We start from the raw sequence: 16,619 nt of genomic DNA, 5'->3' as shown, positions 1-16,619 counted from the left end.
CGGCATGGCGAACCCCATCCTGCGCCAAAAGGTGGAGAACGGCACCTTCTTCGCCGCGCCCGGGCTGCAGGACATGATCTCGGCGACGATCGCGAAGGATGTCGGCTTCGACGTCGTCTATGGCACGGGATACTGGCTCACCGCCTCGGCCTATGGGCTGCCGGACGCGGGGATCGCGACATACAGCCAGATGGTCGATCGCATGGCGACGCTGGTACGCACCTGCGGCGGCGCGGCGGTGATCGCGGACGCCGACACCGGCTATGGCGGCCTGCTCAACGTCCACCACACGGTCCGGGGCTATGAGGCGGCGGGCGTGTCGGCGGTCCAGATCGAGGATCAGGAGTTTCCCAAAAAGTGCGGTCACACGCCCTACAAGCGCTGCCTGCCGACCCAGGACATGATCCGCAAGATCGAGGTCGCCCTGGCCGCGCGCACCGATCCCGACCTGCTGATCATCGCTCGTTCCGACGCACGCGCCGGCGAAGGGTTCGAAGCGATGCTCAGGCGATGCGAAGCCTATGCCGCGGCCGGCGCCGACCTAATCTTTCCCGAAGCGCTGTTGACGCAGGAGGAGATGCGGCAGGCCTGCGCGTCGATACCGAAGCCGTGCATCGCCAACATGGCCGACGGCGGCGTCACGCCGATCCTGCCGGCGCAGACGCTTCAGGAGATCGGCTATGCATGCGCGATCTACCCGGCCATGTGCGGCCTCGCGGCGGCGGCGGCCGTGCGCCACGCCCTGACCCGCTTCAAGACGACCGGAACCAGCGTGATGCCCGATGTGCCGCTGCACGATTTCCAGCATTTCTGCCGGTTGATCGGGTTCGAGGAGGTCTGGGCATTCGAGGAACGGTGGGCATCGTAGCGGAGCGGCACCACCGCCCACCTTCTCCGCCGCGAGCATCCTCGGCCAAAAGCCGTTCGGCGAGGATGCCCGTGACGATCAGAAGATCGGTTCGAGCGTCACAGACAAGCGGCGCTGAAGATCCTTCTTGTCGATGTCGCCACCGCTCGCCTCGCCATCGTGAACGACCGACTTCATCAGCGAGTTCGTGGCCTCCGAGCGGAGAACGACGATCACGTGCGTATCGTCGGCCAGGGCGAACGGAAACTCATGCCAGACGCCGATGTCCATGCAGAACCCGCCCGAGCCGTCGAACAGCAGCGCCTTGGCGCTCGTCGGGTCGGGCAAATCGTCGGCGGTGGATGGCGCGAGCACCATCACGAACGGGCGCCCGCCCATCGGGATGAAGGTCTGGGTGTGCTTGAAATGGCGCTCCATCCACTGGACCTCGGGCTTGCGACGATTGACGCGCGCGATGTTCAGCTCGGTCTCGTGATCCGACACGAACTTGGACGGCTTGTAGACCTCGACGCTCCCTTCATAAAAGGCGACCGGCAGCGCCTCGCCCTTCTCGGCCGGGACGGCGAGCAGCGATCCGAACGGAGCGACCGTTTCCGGTGTGGCCAGTTGGAGCGGAAGGCGGATCGTCTGCATCTGGTAATCTCCTGTAACCGGTGGCGCGGCAGGTATCATTGGTCTGGTGCGACGGCGCCCAGCGCATGCCCGACGCACAGAAGGACGCATCCGCCGTCGCTGAGCGACGCCCCGCTGGAGCGTGGCGCGGAACCCTCGGCCCAGGCCAGGAAGCCGCCTTCGCGCAGCTTCGCTGGACTTGCGCCATCTGGCGTCACGATCTCCAGCGCGAGGTCGCCCGAGATGACGAACAACCAGCTGGTCTCGCCCTGGTCGGGCGGCGTGATCTCGATCCGATCGCTCGACCCGGCCGGGATCGAGACGAGGGTCGCCGCCCGCGCGCTGTTGACACCGCGCGTCAGTTGCTTCGTCCGCCAGCCGGGCCTGACCGGGCTCGGCTGCCAGGGCAGGTCCTCGGCATGGACCAGGATCGGATCCGCGAACGGCACCTCCGGATAGGGCCGCGAGAACGCCACTTCCAGCGTCTCCTCGGCGGCACCCGGCTCGTAGATGTCGGTGCCGAGCCCGTCGCTCCAGCGAAGATGCTTCCAGCCCAGCTCGGGGACGGTGTCACCCGTGATGCCGTGCAGCGTCATCGGCGGGTTTTCCAGGTAATGGTGCCGATGCAAGCGGGTGAGCGCGCCTTCGTTGGCGGGATCCTTCCAATGGAAGATCGGGTAGTCGCCCTCCAGCACATAGTGCCGCTCGTTGACGGAGCGATGGTAATGGCGGTGCGGACCGTGGCCGAGCAGTTCGCGTATCCGGTCGGTGAAACCGGATGGCCCGAAATTGATCTCCACCGCGCCGGGGTAATCCTCGTCCCGCAGCAAGGTTTGGACCCTGGCACCGGGATGATCCGCTACATCGGTCACCGGCATGGTGCTGGTGTCGAGGAGGATATAGTCAAACGCCATCGACTTTCCCCTTCAGCGCAACGTGGGATGCGGCATGGCCGCTACCCCGACGTAGAGCGGTCGCCCGCTCATTGTATACAGGAACCGATCTGTCAACCGGATACAGCCGAACGCGGCCTTCAATTGTACACAAACCGATATCGAGCGCCGGCCGTCCGATCGGGCTTAGGCCTTCGATCACTGCTCGATCGGCCCGATGGGCAGAGCGCGCGCCGACCGTTTCGCCGACGCCAGGAAAGTCAGTATCGCCAGGGCAACCATCAGACCGGCGACCAGCGCGAAGACCGGCGCGAACGATCCGGTCCGATCGCGGATATAGCCGGCGACGACGGGGCCAAGCGCGCCGCCCATCGTCTCGGTCAACGCCAGGAGCGACAGGATGAGGCCGAGCGACGGTCCGTCGAACAACATCGTCGGCCTGACCTGAAGCATCGTGCTGTTCGCCCCCCAGCCCAACCCGAACAGCGCCACCGCCGGCACGGCGAAGCTCGCCGGCGCGGCCGCCAGCACCGTCGCGCCGGCGCCCATCACGATCACGGCCACCATGTGGATGAGCCAGGCCGGCAACCGATACGTGGCCACACCGGCCAGTAACTGAGCCACCACGGCGGCGCCGAACAGGGCAAGGAGCAGGACCGGTCCCAACGAGGCGCGCGCGACGCCGGGGCTCACCGCGTACAGGCTCAGGTTGGTCGCGAGCACGATCACGCAGAACACGGTGCCGGACGCGGTGATCGCCAGGGCCGTGAAGTCCGGGGAGCGCAGGATCGGCAGCAGGCGGCTGGCCCCGCCGCGCCAGCCGGCGGCTTCGGGACGGGCGGCCCTGGGAGGCTCGCGAACGATCGCCAGCACCAACGGGATCAGGAGGCCGCCCGCCACGGCGCCCGACAGGATCGCCGTCCGCCAGGGCATATGGTCGAGCAGGAGGCTGTTCAGTCCCGGGATGACCGCGTTGCCCGCGCCGGAGCCCGCGATCAATATGCCCAGCGCCATGCCGCGATGCTGTCCAGTCGAGCCGGACACCAGGAACACGCAGGCGAGGACGCCGCTGGTCGCCTGGCAGATCCCAAGCAGGACGTGCAACGCGTAGATCTGCCAGAGCGAGTCCACCCTGGTATAGGCCGCAAAGGCGAACACCATCGTCAGCAGGCCGCCGATCAGGATCGGCCGCACCGGCAGCCGGTCGATCATCAGGCCGATGATCGGCATCGTGATGCCCAGCGTCGCGACGGTGATGGTGTCGCGAAGCCTGAGCGCCGTGTTGCTCAGGCCGAGTTCCTGCAACATGCGGCTGTCGAACACCGTCAACCCGCTCAGGATGAAGCCGTTGGTCGCGAACAGGATGCAACATGCCACCCCCACGATCAGGCAGACGCGCAACCTGCCATCGACCGGCCGCGTGACGGCGGTCGACGCGATAGCCGTCACGCAAGACCTCCGAGCGGCAAGCCGGGGATGGGCGAGGTCATCGCATCCGCTGCCACCCTCACGACCGGCGGCTCAATAGCGCGCCGTTTCGGGCGGCCTGGCGGTGCTCAGATGCGCGAGCTCGGCCGGCAGGTCGGGCTGGTACGGCGCCTCGAAGGCGAAGGGCCGGGTGCGATCGTGGAAGATCGTCGTCTGCTGCCCGTGCCGGAAGCGGGTCAGCGCGAGCCCGCCAGCGCGCGAACCGAACGGCCCATGAAAGGTGTCGCTTGGCCGCCAGAAATAGGCGCCGGGCGTCATCGGCCCCTGCGGGCCGGTGATATCGCCAGCCAGCATGAACACCTCCTCCGCGCAGCCATGCGTCTCCGTCGCGAGCAGCGCGCCCGACGGCGCGATCTGGGGTGACACGGACACCAGCCATGTGCGGTGCAGCCCCGTGTCGTCGTCGACGAACAGGACCTTGCGCGCAATGCCCATGAATTTCAGCGGCTCGGGAACGCCGCTTCTGTCCCAGAGCATCCGGGGCGTGTCGATCGCGACCAGTTGCCGTTCGTCGAGCGGCGTCGCGACATTCTGCAAGGTCAGCGCGACGGCGCCGGTGTCGGTCGACCAACGATGTTCCACGCCCGCCGGGACGCGCCAGTAACCGTCCCGCGACTGCCGCGCGCCGCCGATGTCGAGCTCGCCGTCGAGAAGGTAGATCTCCTCCTGGAACTCCGACGTGACGGACCCCGACCATCCCGCCGGCATCTTCAGGATCGCCGACGTCTCCCCCAACGCATCATCCTGGCTGAGGAGCTTGCAATCGAGATCGCCGCGCCCGGCGAGCGACGCACAGGCCTGCCATTCGAGCGATTGCGAGAAGATGAATTCGATATGCGGCCGACTCATCCGAGCATCCTGTCTTGACGTGCATCCAGCTTCACGATCCGCCCTGTTGGTATACAACATAGCCGCGCCGAGCGAGTCCAAATCGGCGAGGAGGGCTGATCGCGCGGTGGTCCGGGACCAAGCTCGTCGCGCGGCGATCGCCTGTCCCGCCAGCAGATCACGATCGGGGTCACCAAACGGATTTACGCTCCCGTGTGTCGCTGCTCATTTTATTTGACAGCCTTCGTCACAGGGGTCAGTCTGTATACAAGATTTTGCCAAAGCGAAACAAAAGGGGCTATCATGATGCGAGCAGACCGCTGCCGGTTCAGGATGTTGCGCACGCGACTCGCTGTGGGCGCGATGGCCCTGGCGCTGATACAAGCGTCCACGGCGCTGGCGGCGGACCCGCCTTCGCAGGCCTCGTCGCCGCAAGCCCCGTCCCCGCAGGCTTCATCTCCGCAGGCATCGCCCGAAGCGACCGGCACGCCGCAGGGCGATGCGTCGCCGGGCAATGGCGACATCACGGTCACCGCGCGCAGGCGCAACGAGACGCTTCAGTCCGTGCCCGTCACGATGTCGGCGCTGGGCCAGGAGCAATTTGAGCGGCTCGCGATCAAGGACACCACCGATCTGAACGGGCTGTCGCCCAACGTCCAGGTCGCGCGGTCCGGCGCGGGCACCGGCGCCGTGCAGGTGTTCATCCGCGGCGTGGGTCAGGACGCGCTCGCCTTCAACGTCGAGAACCCGGTCGGGCAGTATCTCGACGACGTCTATCTCGGCCGGGTGCAGGGTGCGCTGCTCGACGTCCTGGACCTGGACCGGATCGAGATCCTGCGTGGGCCGCAAGGAACATTGTACGGCCGCAACTCGACCGTCGGCGCGGTCAAATATATCACCCGCCAGCCGGACCTCGAAGAGGCGCACTATCGAGGCGCCTTCACTTACGGGAACTTCAAGCGCGTCGACGCGACGGTGAGTGCATCCATCCCGATCGTCGCGGACAAGCTCGCCGTGAAGATCGATGCAGGCGTGCGCAATCGCGCCGGCTATCTGAAGGTCGTCGATGGCAATGGAAACGACACCGGTTTCCGGGACAACCGGATCGAGCGCAAGAGCGCGCGGCTTGCGCTGAAATATCAGCCGACGAGTGAATTGACTGTCGATCTTTCGGCCGATTATTCGAAGGATACCGGGGGTTCTTCGTCCGGCACGCCGCTGGCAGGCTGTTCCACGACTTCCCCATCCTCGTGCGCCAACCTGTTCGGTTCGCCTTACAAGGTGGGTGAAAACGGCGCCGACGCAGGATATCTGTCTTCCTATGGTTTCGCCGGGCGCGTGGCCTATGACCTGGGCGCGGTCACGCTGAAGTCGATCACCTCCTACCGGGGTTTGCATGACTTCGACTCGATCGACCTTGGCAGCATCCCGAACGTCACCGGGCTGCTGCTGCCCGACTTCAAGCGACAGCACCAGGTCTCGCAGGAACTGCAGGCGTCGACCAACGGCGATGGTCCGTTCAACGTGGTCGGGGGACTCTTCTACTATAATGAGAACATCCGGCACTTCGCCAACTTCCTCAATATTGACCGCGTCAACGATCATCAGTTCTCGTACAGCTATGCGGGATATGCTGATGGAACGTACAAGCTGACGAAGCGGTGGAGCATCGAAGCGGGCGGTCGCTACAGCCGTGATCGCAAGGAACTCGATCGCTCGATCCTGAACGGCGGTACCGGCAATCAGCTCATCTATACCGGCAGCAGCAAGGTTCACTTCCAGAAGGTGACCTACAAGGTCGGTACGGATTACCAGCTCACGCCGGACATCCTGACCTATGTCAATTACGGCACCGGCTACCGGCCGGGAGGGTATGTCTTCACCTACCCGCTACAACCTCAGATCGATACCGGCTCCGTTCTCAACACGACCCGCAACGAGACCGCGAAGAACCTGGAGGCGGGACTGAAGACCGAGCTTCTCGACCGTCACGTCAGGCTGAACCTGGCCGGCTTCATCACGCGGTATATCGGCCTGCAAGCCGCCGATACCAACCGGCCGTTCCCGATCGTGTCCAAGGACCTCCACATCAAGGGCGTGGAGGCGGATCTGGAGGCGCATCCGATCGAGGCCCTGACGATCTATGCGAACGGCGGTTATCTTCATTCCCGCGTCGTCTCCGGTCCGACGGCCGGGACGACCCAGCGCTACATCCCGAAAATCCAGTACACGGCCGGGGGCGAGTACCGCTTGCCGTTGAGCGATGACAGTCACATCTTCATTGGCGGCAACGTCTTCCACACGGCGTCTTTCCGAACCGACGACGCCTTCATCCCCAGCGTCATCCAGCCCAGCTACACGCTGGTCAATGGCGAGCTGGGGATCGAGACGGATGGCGGCAGGATGCGGCTGAGCATCGACGGCAAGAACCTGACGGACAAGGCTTACTTCCTGTCGACCGTCCCCGACCTCGCCCGTTTCTTCGCGCCGCCTCGCACGGTGTCCGCGACCTTGTCGCTCAAGATCTGATGATCGGGACGGGGCATGCGCGTCCGCTAGCGGATGCCCCGTTCGCCGTCGCCGCGGTCAGGGCCGTCGTGGTGCGCTGGCCCGATCGGCGTTACCGGACGCGCTGGACCTGAACCGACCGCTCGCCACCGATGAACGCTCGGAACGCGCCCAACCTTCCCCGTTTGACGACCATGGTCTCGCCTTTGCCGGGTGTCGCCGGATCGATGGTTTCCCAGACCATCCCGTTGTTCATCGCGACGAGGTAGCGACCGTAGGAAGATGATGTCACCTCGGTGACCGTCCCGCTGACCTGGTCGATGCCGGCGGGAAAATCGTCCGGGCGCGCATGGGCAGGCGGTTTGCGGCTGGGTCCAAGGCCGAACTCGGCCGTGTTCTTCTTCCTGACGGCATCGCGATCGAGCGCGATCAGCGCCCCGGAGGACCGTAGCGCGACGACCGTCGCGCTGGCTCGATCGTAACAAGCGAGGCGCGCGGCATCCGCCGCGATGGCATGACAACGGGCGAGATCGTCGAGCGTATGCGTCGCGTCGCCATTCCCTTGCGCACCGATCGCGCCGCTCATCGCCAGCAGCATCGCGGTCGACAAAGCCATTGATATCCCGTGCACGATCCACCCTTTTGCTCACGCCAGCGATACATCGGCGAGAATGGCGCGGATGTCACCAATATATCACATTCGCGGGAAAAGGGGCCGATCCGATGGTAAATTGTTGCGGCGCCACATCCTGCCGTGCACCCTTGGGCTCGACGTCGGCCAAGCTCGACGCTGCAAAAACATGTTTCAGCCGAACCCATGGGGGCAATATGACTTCGACACGTGCACGGCTTTTGACCTCGACGCTGCTGGTGGGCGCCGCGCTCGCCGCGACGCCCGCGATCGCCCAGACGCAGACCGATACGTCCGGCATTCGCGCCGGTGGCGCCACCGCGACCCAGGAGACGACGCCAGGCGCCAACGCACAGGGCGAGGTGGGTCTGACGACGTCGGAAGCGGCGCCGACGACCCCGAACTCGCAGGGTGACATCGTCGTTACCGGTTCGCTGATCAAGAACCCCGCGCTGGTCGCGGCCGCGCCGGTGCAGGTGATCGGCCAGGAAGAGATCCAGCTTCGCCAGTCGAACACGGCGGAAGAGATCCTTCGCGATCTCCCCGGCGCGGTGCCGAACATCGGTTCCGCCGTGAACAACGGCAATGGCGGCGCGTCCTATGTCGACCTTCGTGGCCTCGGCTCGTTCCGCAACGTCGTCCTGCTCGACGGCAACCGGATCGCTCCGTCGGGCCTGCTCGGTCGCGTCGACCTCAACAACATTCCCCTCGCGCTGGTCGAGCGCGTCGACGTCCTGACCGGCGGCGCCGCGACGACCTATGGTGCGGACGCCGTGTCGGGTGTCGTCAACTTCATCACCCGGTCGAACTTCGCGGGGGTGGATGCTCAGGCGTCGAACCAGATCACGGAGAAGGGCGACGGTCGATATTTCCGCGGGGATCTGACCATCGGCGCCAATTTCGATGGCGGTCGCGGGAACGCGGTCTTCTCGATCGGCTATCAGAACGCCGATCCGGTCTACCAGGGCGACCGTAACTATTCGGTTCAGAACTACGACTCGTTCTCGGGCGCGGCCGGCGGTTCCGGAACCACCGTCCCATCAGTCTTCACGTTCGGTGGCCGTCGTCAGATCGTGCCGGCGACTGGCACGCTGTCAACGACGGTCGTTCCGTTCAACTTCAATCCGTACAACATCTTCCAGACGCCGTTCCGGCGCTACAACATGTATGGCGCGGCGCATTACGAAGTGTCCGACTCGCTGGAGGTGTACACCCGTGGCCTGTTCTCGAAGAACACGGTCGATACGATCATCGCTCCATCGGGGGTGTTCGGCTCGTCGGTGCAAATCCCGCTGTCGAACCCCTACCTTCCCCTAGCCGCTCGTAATCAGTTCTGCGCGTCCGCGGCGACGTCGACAGCCGATTTTGATCCGTATCTTGCTGGCATCCAGACACTCAGTCCCGCGAATTGCGCGCTCGCGGCTGCCGCGACGACCACCACCGATCCGAACTATCGTGAGATCGCGACCAACCTGTCGCGCCGCACTACCGAGGTCGGCCCACGCATCTCGGATTACGTCACGACGATCTTTGACTACCGCGCAGGCCTGAAGCTCGGGATCACCCAGGGCATCAAGCTCGACGTGTCGGGCGGGTATGGTGAATCCGAGAACACGCAGACATTGCAGGGGTACGTGCTGACCTCGCGGGTCCGTTCGGCGGTCTACGCGACGAACACGACGACTTGCCTCGGCGGCGCCACGGGTGGCGCATCGCTCACTGCGGGCACGGGGTGCGTGCCGTTAAACGTCTTCGGTGATGCTAATTCCATCACGGCGGCGCAGATCCCCTATATCACCGGTGAGAGCACCACGGCGATCCGCACCTCGCTGGCTCAAGCTCGGGCCGTCCTCAACGGTGACTTCGGCTTCACATCGCCGCTTGCGTCAACGTCGATCGGTTTCGCCGCCGGCGCCGAGTATCGCAAATATCGCGCTTCGCAGCGATCGGACACGCTCGCGCAAACCGCTGGCGAGTTGGGCGGTGCCGGTGGCGCCGCACCGAATATCGACGGTGGTTATGAGGTGAGCGAAGGGTTCGGCGAGGTCATCGCGCCACTGATTCAGGATCGGTCGTTCTTCCGCGCGCTGACGTTCGAAGGCGGCGTTCGCTACTCCCACTACAAGGTGGACGCAGCGGCGTCACCGACCTTCAACACCACCACCTACAAGGCGGGCGGCAGCTGGGAGCCGGCATCGGGTCTGAAATTCAGCGGTACGTATCAGCGCGCGGTTCGCGCCCCGAACATCAGCGAGCTCTTTTCGCCGGTGAGCACGGGCCTGACTAACCTGGCGATCGATCCCTGCGCCGGCGCAGGGCCGACCACCAACGCCAACCTTCGCGCGGTCTGCATCGCGCAGGGCGCGCCAGCGTCGACGATCGGCTTGATTCTCAATCCGACGGCGGGTCAGGCGAACAGCACCAGCGGCGGCAACATAAACCTGAAGCCGGAGACATCGAACAGCTTCACGGGAAGTCTGATCCTCCAACCGCAGCAGATCATCCCGGGCTTCTCGGTGAGAGTCGATTATTACAACATTAAGATCAAGGGAGCGGTGTCGTCGTTCGCGCCTGGCGATCTCGTCGGGCAATGTTTCGGCACCGCGCCTGCTTATGCCCTGGCGACCACAACCAATCCGGCATGCGGGAGCTTCGCGCGCAATCCGGTGACCGGCGGTCTCGATGGCGATGTGGCGACGACGCGCGGGTTGCTGACCCAGATTTCCAACCTTGGGTTGCTCAAGACCAGCGGCATCGATCTGGGTATTAATTATCGCCGTACGCTGACCAGCTATGCGAAGCTGTCGTTGGGATTCCAGGGCAATTACACCCGCGACTCCAAGTTCCAGGCGGCGCCGGGAACGCTGGATCGCGAATGCACCGGCTATTACTCGGCGAACTGCGCGTCGATCCAGCCTGAGTTCTACTGGAATACACGCGCCACCATGACCCTGTCGAACGACGTCGATATATCAGTCCTCTGGCGTCATATCGATGGCGTTCGGTATGAGCCGGCGTTGATCACGAATGCCGCGACAACCCCGTTCAGCGGCACCATCACGACGGGTCAGCTGGCCGGCCAAACCTTCAACTTCGGTCGGATTCCGTCTTACGACTATTTCGATCTGTCGTTCCGCTTCCGCGCGACGGACAATTTCGACTTCGGCGTGACGGTCGACAATCTGCTGAACAAGGAGCCGCCGGTCGTCGGCTCGACGGTGGGATCGACCAGCTTCAACAGCGGCAATACCTATCCGTCGACCTATGACTCGCTAGGTCGTCACTATGCCTTCAGCGCTCGCCTGCACTTCTAGGCCTGCCTGACAAGACGATAAGGGGCGGTCTCAGGGCCGCCCTTTTTGGTCTCAAGTCAAAACGATCGACCGCTCAATCTTGTTGATGGCGCGTGCTGCGGGATCGCGTCTTCGGAGTCACGTCGCCACAAAGTACCTTGGCGTCGGACCGGGTGCCTCATACTGTGCGGGAGGTGGGCGCCACTAGGGTGTGAACTCATTTGGCCCAGAAGCAGAGTGCGGCGGCGAGGCAAATGCCGGCGAGATGGTCGCGGGCGAGGTTGTCGTAGCGGGTGGCGACGGCTCGGAAGTCCTTGAGGCGGCAGAAGGTGCGCTCGATGACGTTGCGCATGCGGTAGGCGAGCGCGTCGAAGGGGAAGCGGTTCACCCGGTTACGCCTGTTGGGGATAACCGCGCGTGTGCCTTGGTCGGCGAGCGCGCGACGGAGCGCATTGCCATCATAGGCGCGACCGGCGAGCAGTTGCCGGCTCGGGCGCGCGGCGGCGACCAGGTTGAGCGCCGAGCCGAAGTCGGATGCTTGCCCCCCGGCATCAGCTTGAGGACGTGAGGCCGGCCCTGCTCGTCGACAAGGATGTGGAGCTTGGTCGTGCGCCCACCGCGCGAGCGGCCGATCGCCTGGCCGCGTTCCCCCCCTTTGCGCAGGCCGCTGAGCGGTGCGCCTTGACCGAGCTGCTGTCGATCATCGCCGTCTCGGGTGCCTTGGCGCTCGCCACCAGCGGCGAAGATCGCCTGCCACAGGCCCCGCTCGCTCCACCGATTATAGCGGTTGAACGCGGTCGTGTACGGGTCATGGACTTCCGGCAGCGCCCGCCAACGGCAGCCGTCGCGCAGCCGGTGCATGATGCCCGAGATCACCCGGCGATCATCGACCCGCCGCTTGCCCCGGTATAGTTTCGGGATCTGAGGATCGATCGCAACCCACTGCTCGTCACTCAACCAGAACTCCTCGACAGTTTTGTCATGACCAGCCCCTCAGGCCAAATGAGTCCACATCCTAAAACGGATCAAGGCACGGGTCGCGAAGGGCGGGCATACTGTCGCGCTCGACAAAGTACGCGATCGACGACGCCGTTCCTTCGAGCAGGCGGGCTGGTTCTTCTGGCAAGCCGACCGGGCTTGGCTGTTCGACAATTCAGGTACCGAGCCGATGCTGGTGGGGCAGCTTGACGAGGGTGGGCGTTCTTACCTCAGTGACGCGGCACCGGCTGATCTGATCCAGTCGATCATGGCCGACGCGCCGCGCTAGCGGCGGCTTGGCCCCGGCGCTACAGCCCCGCCCATGCCCGAACTCCCCAAGACCTTCGACCCCGCCGTGATCGAGGCGCGCTGGTATGCGCATTGGGAGTCGCGCGGGCTGTTCCGGCCCGAGCGGCCGGGGGCGCAGCCGTGGACGATCGTCAATCCGCCGCCCAACGTCACCGGCTCGCTCCATGTCGGGCACGCGCTCGACAACACATTGCAGGATATCCTGACCCGACACGCGCGCTTGCAGGGCAAGGATGCGCTGTGGGTGGTCGGCACCGACCATGCCGGCATCGCGACGCAGATGGTGGTCGAGCGGGATTTGGCGGCGGAGGGCCGCAAGCGCACCGACTTAACCCGCGAGGCGTTTGTCGAGCGGGTGTGGGACTGGAAGGAGCGATCGGGCGGCGCGATCACGGCGCAGCTACGCCGGCTGGGCTGTTCGATGGACTGGGCGAACGAGCGGTTCACGATGGACGAGGGCTTCTCCGCCGCCGTCCGCCACGTCTTCGTCCAGCTCCACCGCGACGGGCTGCTGTATCGCGACAAACGGCTGGTGAACTGGGACCCGGGTCTCGGCACCGCGATCAGCGACCTGGAGGTGGAAACGCGCGAGGAGCGGGGGCATTTCTGGCATCTGCGCTATCCGCTCGCCGACGGCTCGGCCAGCATCGCCGTCGCGACCACGCGGCCGGAGACGATGCTGGCCGACATGGCGGTGGCGGTGCATCCCGACGACGAGCGCTATCGGGCGCTGGTCGGCTGCCAGCTGCGGCTGCCGATCACCGGCCGGCTGATTCCGATCGTCGCCGACGAGCATGCCGATCCGGCGCTCGGCTCGGGCGCGGTCAAGATCACGCCGGGGCACGACTTCAACGACTTCGAGGTCGGCCGCCGCATGGGGATCGAGGCGCGCGACATGCTCAACATGCTGGGCGCGCGCGGCGAGGTGGCGCAGGTCGCCGACAGGCTGATCCCCGCCGACCTCCTTGGGCTCGACCGGTTCGAGGCTCGGACGCGGATCGTGGCGCTGCTGGGGGAGGCCGAGGCGCTCGAACGCGTCGAGGAGCGCGTCATCCAGCGTCCCTATGGCGATCGGTCGGGCGTGGTGATCGAGCCGTGGCTGACCGACCAATGGTATGTCGACGCCGCGACGCTCGCCAAGCCCGCGATCGAGGCGGTGCGCTCGGGCGCGATCCGGATCGTGCCAAAGACGTGGGAGAAGACCTTCTTCAACTGGATGGAGAACATCCAGCCCTGGTGCGTCTCGCGGCAATTGTGGTGGGGACATCGCATCCCGGCCTGGCATGCCGATGACGGGCGCGTGTTCGTGGCGGACAACGAGGCGGACGCGCGAGCGGAGGCGGGCGAGGGCACCCGGCTGACGCAGGACGCCGACGTGCTCGACACATGGTTCTCCAGCGCGCTGTGGCCGTTCGCTACATTGGGGTGGCGGAACGATCTCCCCTGCCCTGAAGGGGAGGGGCTGGCCGCCCTCCACGGTCGCTACCCCAATGACGTGCTCGTCTCGGGCTTCGACATCCTGTTCTTCTGGGACGCGCGGATGATGATGCAGGGGCTGCACTTCCTCGGCGACGTGCCGTTTCGCACGCTCTACCTCCACGGGCTGGTGCGCGCCGCGGACGGGCAGAAGATGTCCAAATCGAAGGGCAATACCGTCGATCCGCTCGGGCTGATCGATCGCTACGGCGCCGACGCGCTCCGCTTCTTCATGGCGGCGACAGAGACGCAAGGCCGCGACATCAAGATGGATGAACGGCGCGTCGAGGGCTATCGCAACTTCGCGACCAAGCTGTGGAACGCGGCCCGCTTCGCGCAGGCGAACGGGATCGGCGGCTCGACGACCCTGGAGCCGCCGCCCGCGACGCTCCCGGTCAACAAATGGGTCATCGCGCAATGCGTGGCGATGATCCAGGAGGTGGACCTGAGCCTCGCCGACTATCGCTTCGACGCGGCGGCGTACGCGATCTACCAGTTCACCTGGAGCCGGTTCTGCGACTGGTATCTGGAGCTGATCAAGCCTGCCGCGAGCGGCGACGAGCGGGGCGCGGTAGACGACGAGACCAGGGCGGTCGCGGGCTGGGTGCTCGATCAGATACTGGTGGTGCTTCACCCGTTCATGCCGTTCATCACCGAGGAGCTGTGGCACGCGCTGGCGCCGCGCGAGCATGAGCTGATCGTGGCGCGATGGCCGCGAGCCGACGCGCGCGCGCTCGATCCGGCGGCGGCGGCGGAAATCGAGTGGCTGATCCGGCTGGTGGGCGAGATCCGTGCCGCGCGGACCGAGCTCAACGTGCCGCCCGGCGCCAGGCTGCATCTGTTCGGCGGCGACGCGAACGCGGAGACCGCCGCGCGGCTCGACCGCCAGCATCCGGCGCTGTCGCGGCTGGCGCGGCTGGCATCGATCCAGCTGTCGGCCTTTCCGGGCAGCGGCGCGGCGCAGGTGGTGGTGGACGAGGCGACCTTCTCGCTCCCGCTCGACGGCGTGATCGACCTCGCCGCCGAACGCGGCCGCCTCGCCAAGGCAGCGGCGGCGGCGGAGAAGGATCGCGACGGCCTCGCCGCGCGGCTCGGCAACCCGAGCTTCGCTGAGCGCGCGAAGCCTGAAGCGGTGGACAAGGCGCGCGCCGACCATGCCGAGCGCGCGGCGGAAGCGGAACGGCTGCGCGCGGCGCTGGCGCGGTTGGGATGATGGACCTACACCGTCATTCCGGTTCAAGCGGGGACCCATCTCGCGCGCTCGCTATTTGCACAACGGTCGGGAGATGGGTTCCCGCTTTCGCGGGAATGACAACATAGTGGCCAGCCGACCCCCCCTCCGTCCCGGTCAGCGCGACCTCACCACCGGCCCGATCGCGCCGGCGCTGATCGCGTTCGCCTTGCCGACGCTGGGCTCCAACGTGCTCCAGTCGCTCAACGGCTCGATCAACGCGATCTGGGTCGGGCGCTTCCTGGGCGAGAATGCGATCGCGGCGACCTCCAACGCCAACATCATCATGTTCCTGATGTTCGGCGCGGTGTTCGGCTTTGGCATGGCGGCGACCATCCTCGTGGGCCAGAGCTGGGGCCGGCGCGATGTCGATGCGGCCAGGCGCGCGGTGGGCTCGGCGATCGGGCTGGTGCTCGCCGCGTCGGTCGTGGTCGGCACGCTGGGCTGGATCTTCGCGCCGGAGATCCTGGCGGCGCTGAAGACGCCGGGCGCGGCGATGCCGCTCGCGCTCACCTATCTGCGCGTGATCTTCGTCGGCCTGCCCGCGTCGATGCTGCTGGTGCTGATGAGCATGGCGCTGCGCGGCACCGGCGACTCGCTGACGCCGTTATGGTTCGTCGGGCTGGCCGTGATCCTCGATTCGGGGCTCAACCCCGTCTTCATCCTCGGCCTCGGCCCCGCGCCCCGGCTTGGCATCGCGGGGTCAGCGACCGCGACGCTGATCGCCAACGTGGTGGCGCTGGGCGCGCTGGTGAGCTGGATCGCCTGGCGCGACCTGCCGATCCGGCTGAAGGGCGCGGAGCTGCGCTACATCCTGCCCGAGCGCGCGCTGGTGCGCACGATCGTCGGCAAGGGCCTGCCGATCGGCGCGCAGATGCTGATCATCTCCGTCGCCGCGCTGACCATGATCGGGTTCGTCAATCGCGAGGGCGTCGCGACCAGCGCTGCCTATGGCATTACGCAGCAGGTCTGGGCCTATGTGCAGATGCCGGCGCTGGCGATCGGCGCGGCGGTGAGCGCGATGGCGGCGCAGAACATCGGTGCGGGGCGCTGGGACCGGGTGGGGCGGGTCACGAGCGCCGGGCTGGTGATCAATCTCGCGATGACGGGGCTGCTGGTCGTCGCCGTGCTGCTGTTCGACCGGCCGGTGCTGGGGCTGTTCCATCTCGGCCCGGCATCGCTGCCGATCGCGAGCCGGATCGGGCTGATCTCGACGTGGAGCTTCATCCTGTTCGGGGCGACCATGGTGTTGTTCGGGGTCGTGCGCGCGAATGGCGCGGTGCTGGGGCCGCTCCTCATCCTGTTCGTCTCGCTGTTTCCGATCCGCATCGGTCTGGCGCTCGCGCTACGGCCGGTGCTGGGCGCGGATGCGCTGTGGTGGAGCTTCCCGGCCGGCAGCGTCAGCAACCTGATCCTCGCGGTCGCCTTTTATCGCCAGGGCGGCTGGCGGCGCGGCGCGCTGCGCGTGCCGCGCGCGCCGGAGCCGGAGCAGGAGGCGAGCGCG

12 protein-coding genes are annotated in these 16,619 nt (G+C 66.0%); 5 read left to right on the top strand and 7 right to left on the bottom strand.

All coding sequences use genetic code 11. The features are described from left to right. Window positions 1-4: 4 nt before the first annotated feature. Window positions 5-868, top strand: coding sequence for an isocitrate lyase/PEP mutase family protein (locus HUU95_RS00200; RefSeq protein ID WP_174278227.1), 864 nt, complete (start codon window positions 5-7; stop codon window positions 866-868). A 78-nt stretch (window positions 869-946) separates the two neighbouring features. On the opposite strand, the gene HUU95_RS00195 is transcribed toward HUU95_RS00200, so the two are convergent. From HUU95_RS00195 to HUU95_RS00180, 4 genes are all read right to left on the bottom strand, one after another. Further along, window positions 947-1,501, bottom strand: coding sequence for an ureidoglycolate lyase (locus HUU95_RS00195; RefSeq protein ID WP_174278226.1), 555 nt, complete (start codon window positions 1,499-1,501; stop codon window positions 947-949). A 35-nt stretch (window positions 1,502-1,536) separates the two neighbouring features. Continuing rightward, window positions 1,537-2,394, bottom strand: a complete 858-nt coding sequence (locus tag HUU95_RS00190; RefSeq protein WP_174278225.1) for a hypothetical protein — start codon at window positions 2,392-2,394, stop codon at window positions 1,537-1,539. A gap of 177 nt (window positions 2,395-2,571) precedes the next feature. Continuing rightward, window positions 2,572-3,822 (bottom strand): MFS transporter, encoded by a 1,251-nt coding sequence (locus HUU95_RS00185; RefSeq protein WP_174278224.1) that lies wholly within the window; start codon window positions 3,820-3,822, stop codon window positions 2,572-2,574. Between the two features lie 72 nt (window positions 3,823-3,894). Next, the gene (locus tag HUU95_RS00180; RefSeq protein ID WP_174278223.1) at window positions 3,895-4,710 is read right to left on the bottom strand and encodes a cupin domain-containing protein; all 816 of its coding nucleotides are present in this window, start codon (window positions 4,708-4,710) and stop codon (window positions 3,895-3,897) included. A gap of 342 nt (window positions 4,711-5,052) precedes the next feature. On the opposite strand from HUU95_RS00180, the gene HUU95_RS00175 reads away from it, so the two are divergent. Further along, entirely contained in the window at window positions 5,053-7,218 is a 2,166-nt protein-coding gene (locus HUU95_RS00175) for a TonB-dependent receptor domain-containing protein (protein WP_254602525.1), read from the top strand. A 91-nt stretch (window positions 7,219-7,309) separates the two neighbouring features. Here HUU95_RS00175 and HUU95_RS00170 read toward each other — a convergent pair whose 3' ends face one another. Then, entirely contained in the window at window positions 7,310-7,795 is a 486-nt protein-coding gene (locus HUU95_RS00170) for a hypothetical protein (RefSeq protein WP_174278221.1), read from the bottom strand. A gap of 254 nt (window positions 7,796-8,049) precedes the next feature. Between HUU95_RS00170 and HUU95_RS00165 the strand changes: the two genes are divergently transcribed. Then, on the top strand, window positions 8,050-11,142 hold the full coding sequence (locus HUU95_RS00165) for a TonB-dependent receptor domain-containing protein (protein WP_254602523.1): 3,093 nt from the start codon (window positions 8,050-8,052) through the stop codon (window positions 11,140-11,142). Window positions 11,143-11,338: 196 nt separating this feature from the next. Here HUU95_RS00165 and HUU95_RS14385 read toward each other — a convergent pair whose 3' ends face one another. Next, window positions 11,339-11,602 carry a transposase gene (locus tag HUU95_RS14385; RefSeq protein ID WP_254602524.1) on the bottom strand — a complete coding sequence of 88 codons (264 nt, stop codon included), beginning with the start codon at window positions 11,600-11,602 and terminating at the stop codon, window positions 11,339-11,341. Continuing rightward, window positions 11,506-12,078 carry an IS5 family transposase gene (locus tag HUU95_RS00160; protein WP_254602522.1) on the bottom strand — a complete coding sequence of 191 codons (573 nt, stop codon included), beginning with the start codon at window positions 12,076-12,078 and terminating at the stop codon, window positions 11,506-11,508. Before HUU95_RS00160 ends, HUU95_RS14385 begins: the two co-directional genes overlap by 97 nt. A 343-nt stretch (window positions 12,079-12,421) precedes the next feature. On the opposite strand from HUU95_RS00160, the gene HUU95_RS00155 reads away from it, so the two are divergent. Then, window positions 12,422-15,097 carry a valine--tRNA ligase gene (locus HUU95_RS00155; protein ID WP_174278219.1) on the top strand — a complete coding sequence of 892 codons (2,676 nt, stop codon included), beginning with the start codon at window positions 12,422-12,424 and terminating at the stop codon, window positions 15,095-15,097. A gap of 106 nt (window positions 15,098-15,203) precedes the next feature. Next, window positions 15,204-16,619, top strand: a 1,416-nt coding sequence (locus HUU95_RS00150; RefSeq protein WP_254602521.1) for an MATE family efflux transporter, incomplete at its 3' end; no start/stop codon positions are given.

This window comes from Sphingomonas bacterium, assembly GCF_903643065.1.
Taxonomy (GTDB): Bacteria; Pseudomonadota; Alphaproteobacteria; order Sphingomonadales; family Sphingomonadaceae; genus Sphingomonas.
The sequence above is the reverse complement of the archived record's forward strand: the minus strand, read 5'-3'. Positions and strand labels throughout refer to the sequence as shown.

Coding starts and splice junctions, on each gene's coding strand:
- HUU95_RS00175 (WP_254602525.1), top strand. CDS start 5,053: ATGGCCCTGGCGCTGATACAAGCGTCCACGGCGCTGGCGGCGGACCCG.
- HUU95_RS00155 (WP_174278219.1), top strand. CDS start 12,422: ATGCCCGAACTCCCCAAGACCTTCGACCCCGCCGTGATCGAGGCGCGC.
- HUU95_RS00180 (WP_174278223.1), bottom strand. CDS start 4,710: ATGAGTCGGCCGCATATCGAATTCATCTTCTCGCAATCGCTCGAATGG.
- HUU95_RS00170 (WP_174278221.1), bottom strand. CDS start 7,795: ATGCTGCTGGCGATGAGCGGCGCGATCGGTGCGCAAGGGAATGGCGAC.
- HUU95_RS00200 (WP_174278227.1), top strand. CDS start 5: ATGGCGAACCCCATCCTGCGCCAAAAGGTGGAGAACGGCACCTTCTTC.
- HUU95_RS00190 (WP_174278225.1), bottom strand. CDS start 2,394: ATGGCGTTTGACTATATCCTCCTCGACACCAGCACCATGCCGGTGACC.
- HUU95_RS00195 (WP_174278226.1), bottom strand. CDS start 1,501: ATGCAGACGATCCGCCTTCCGCTCCAACTGGCCACACCGGAAACGGTC.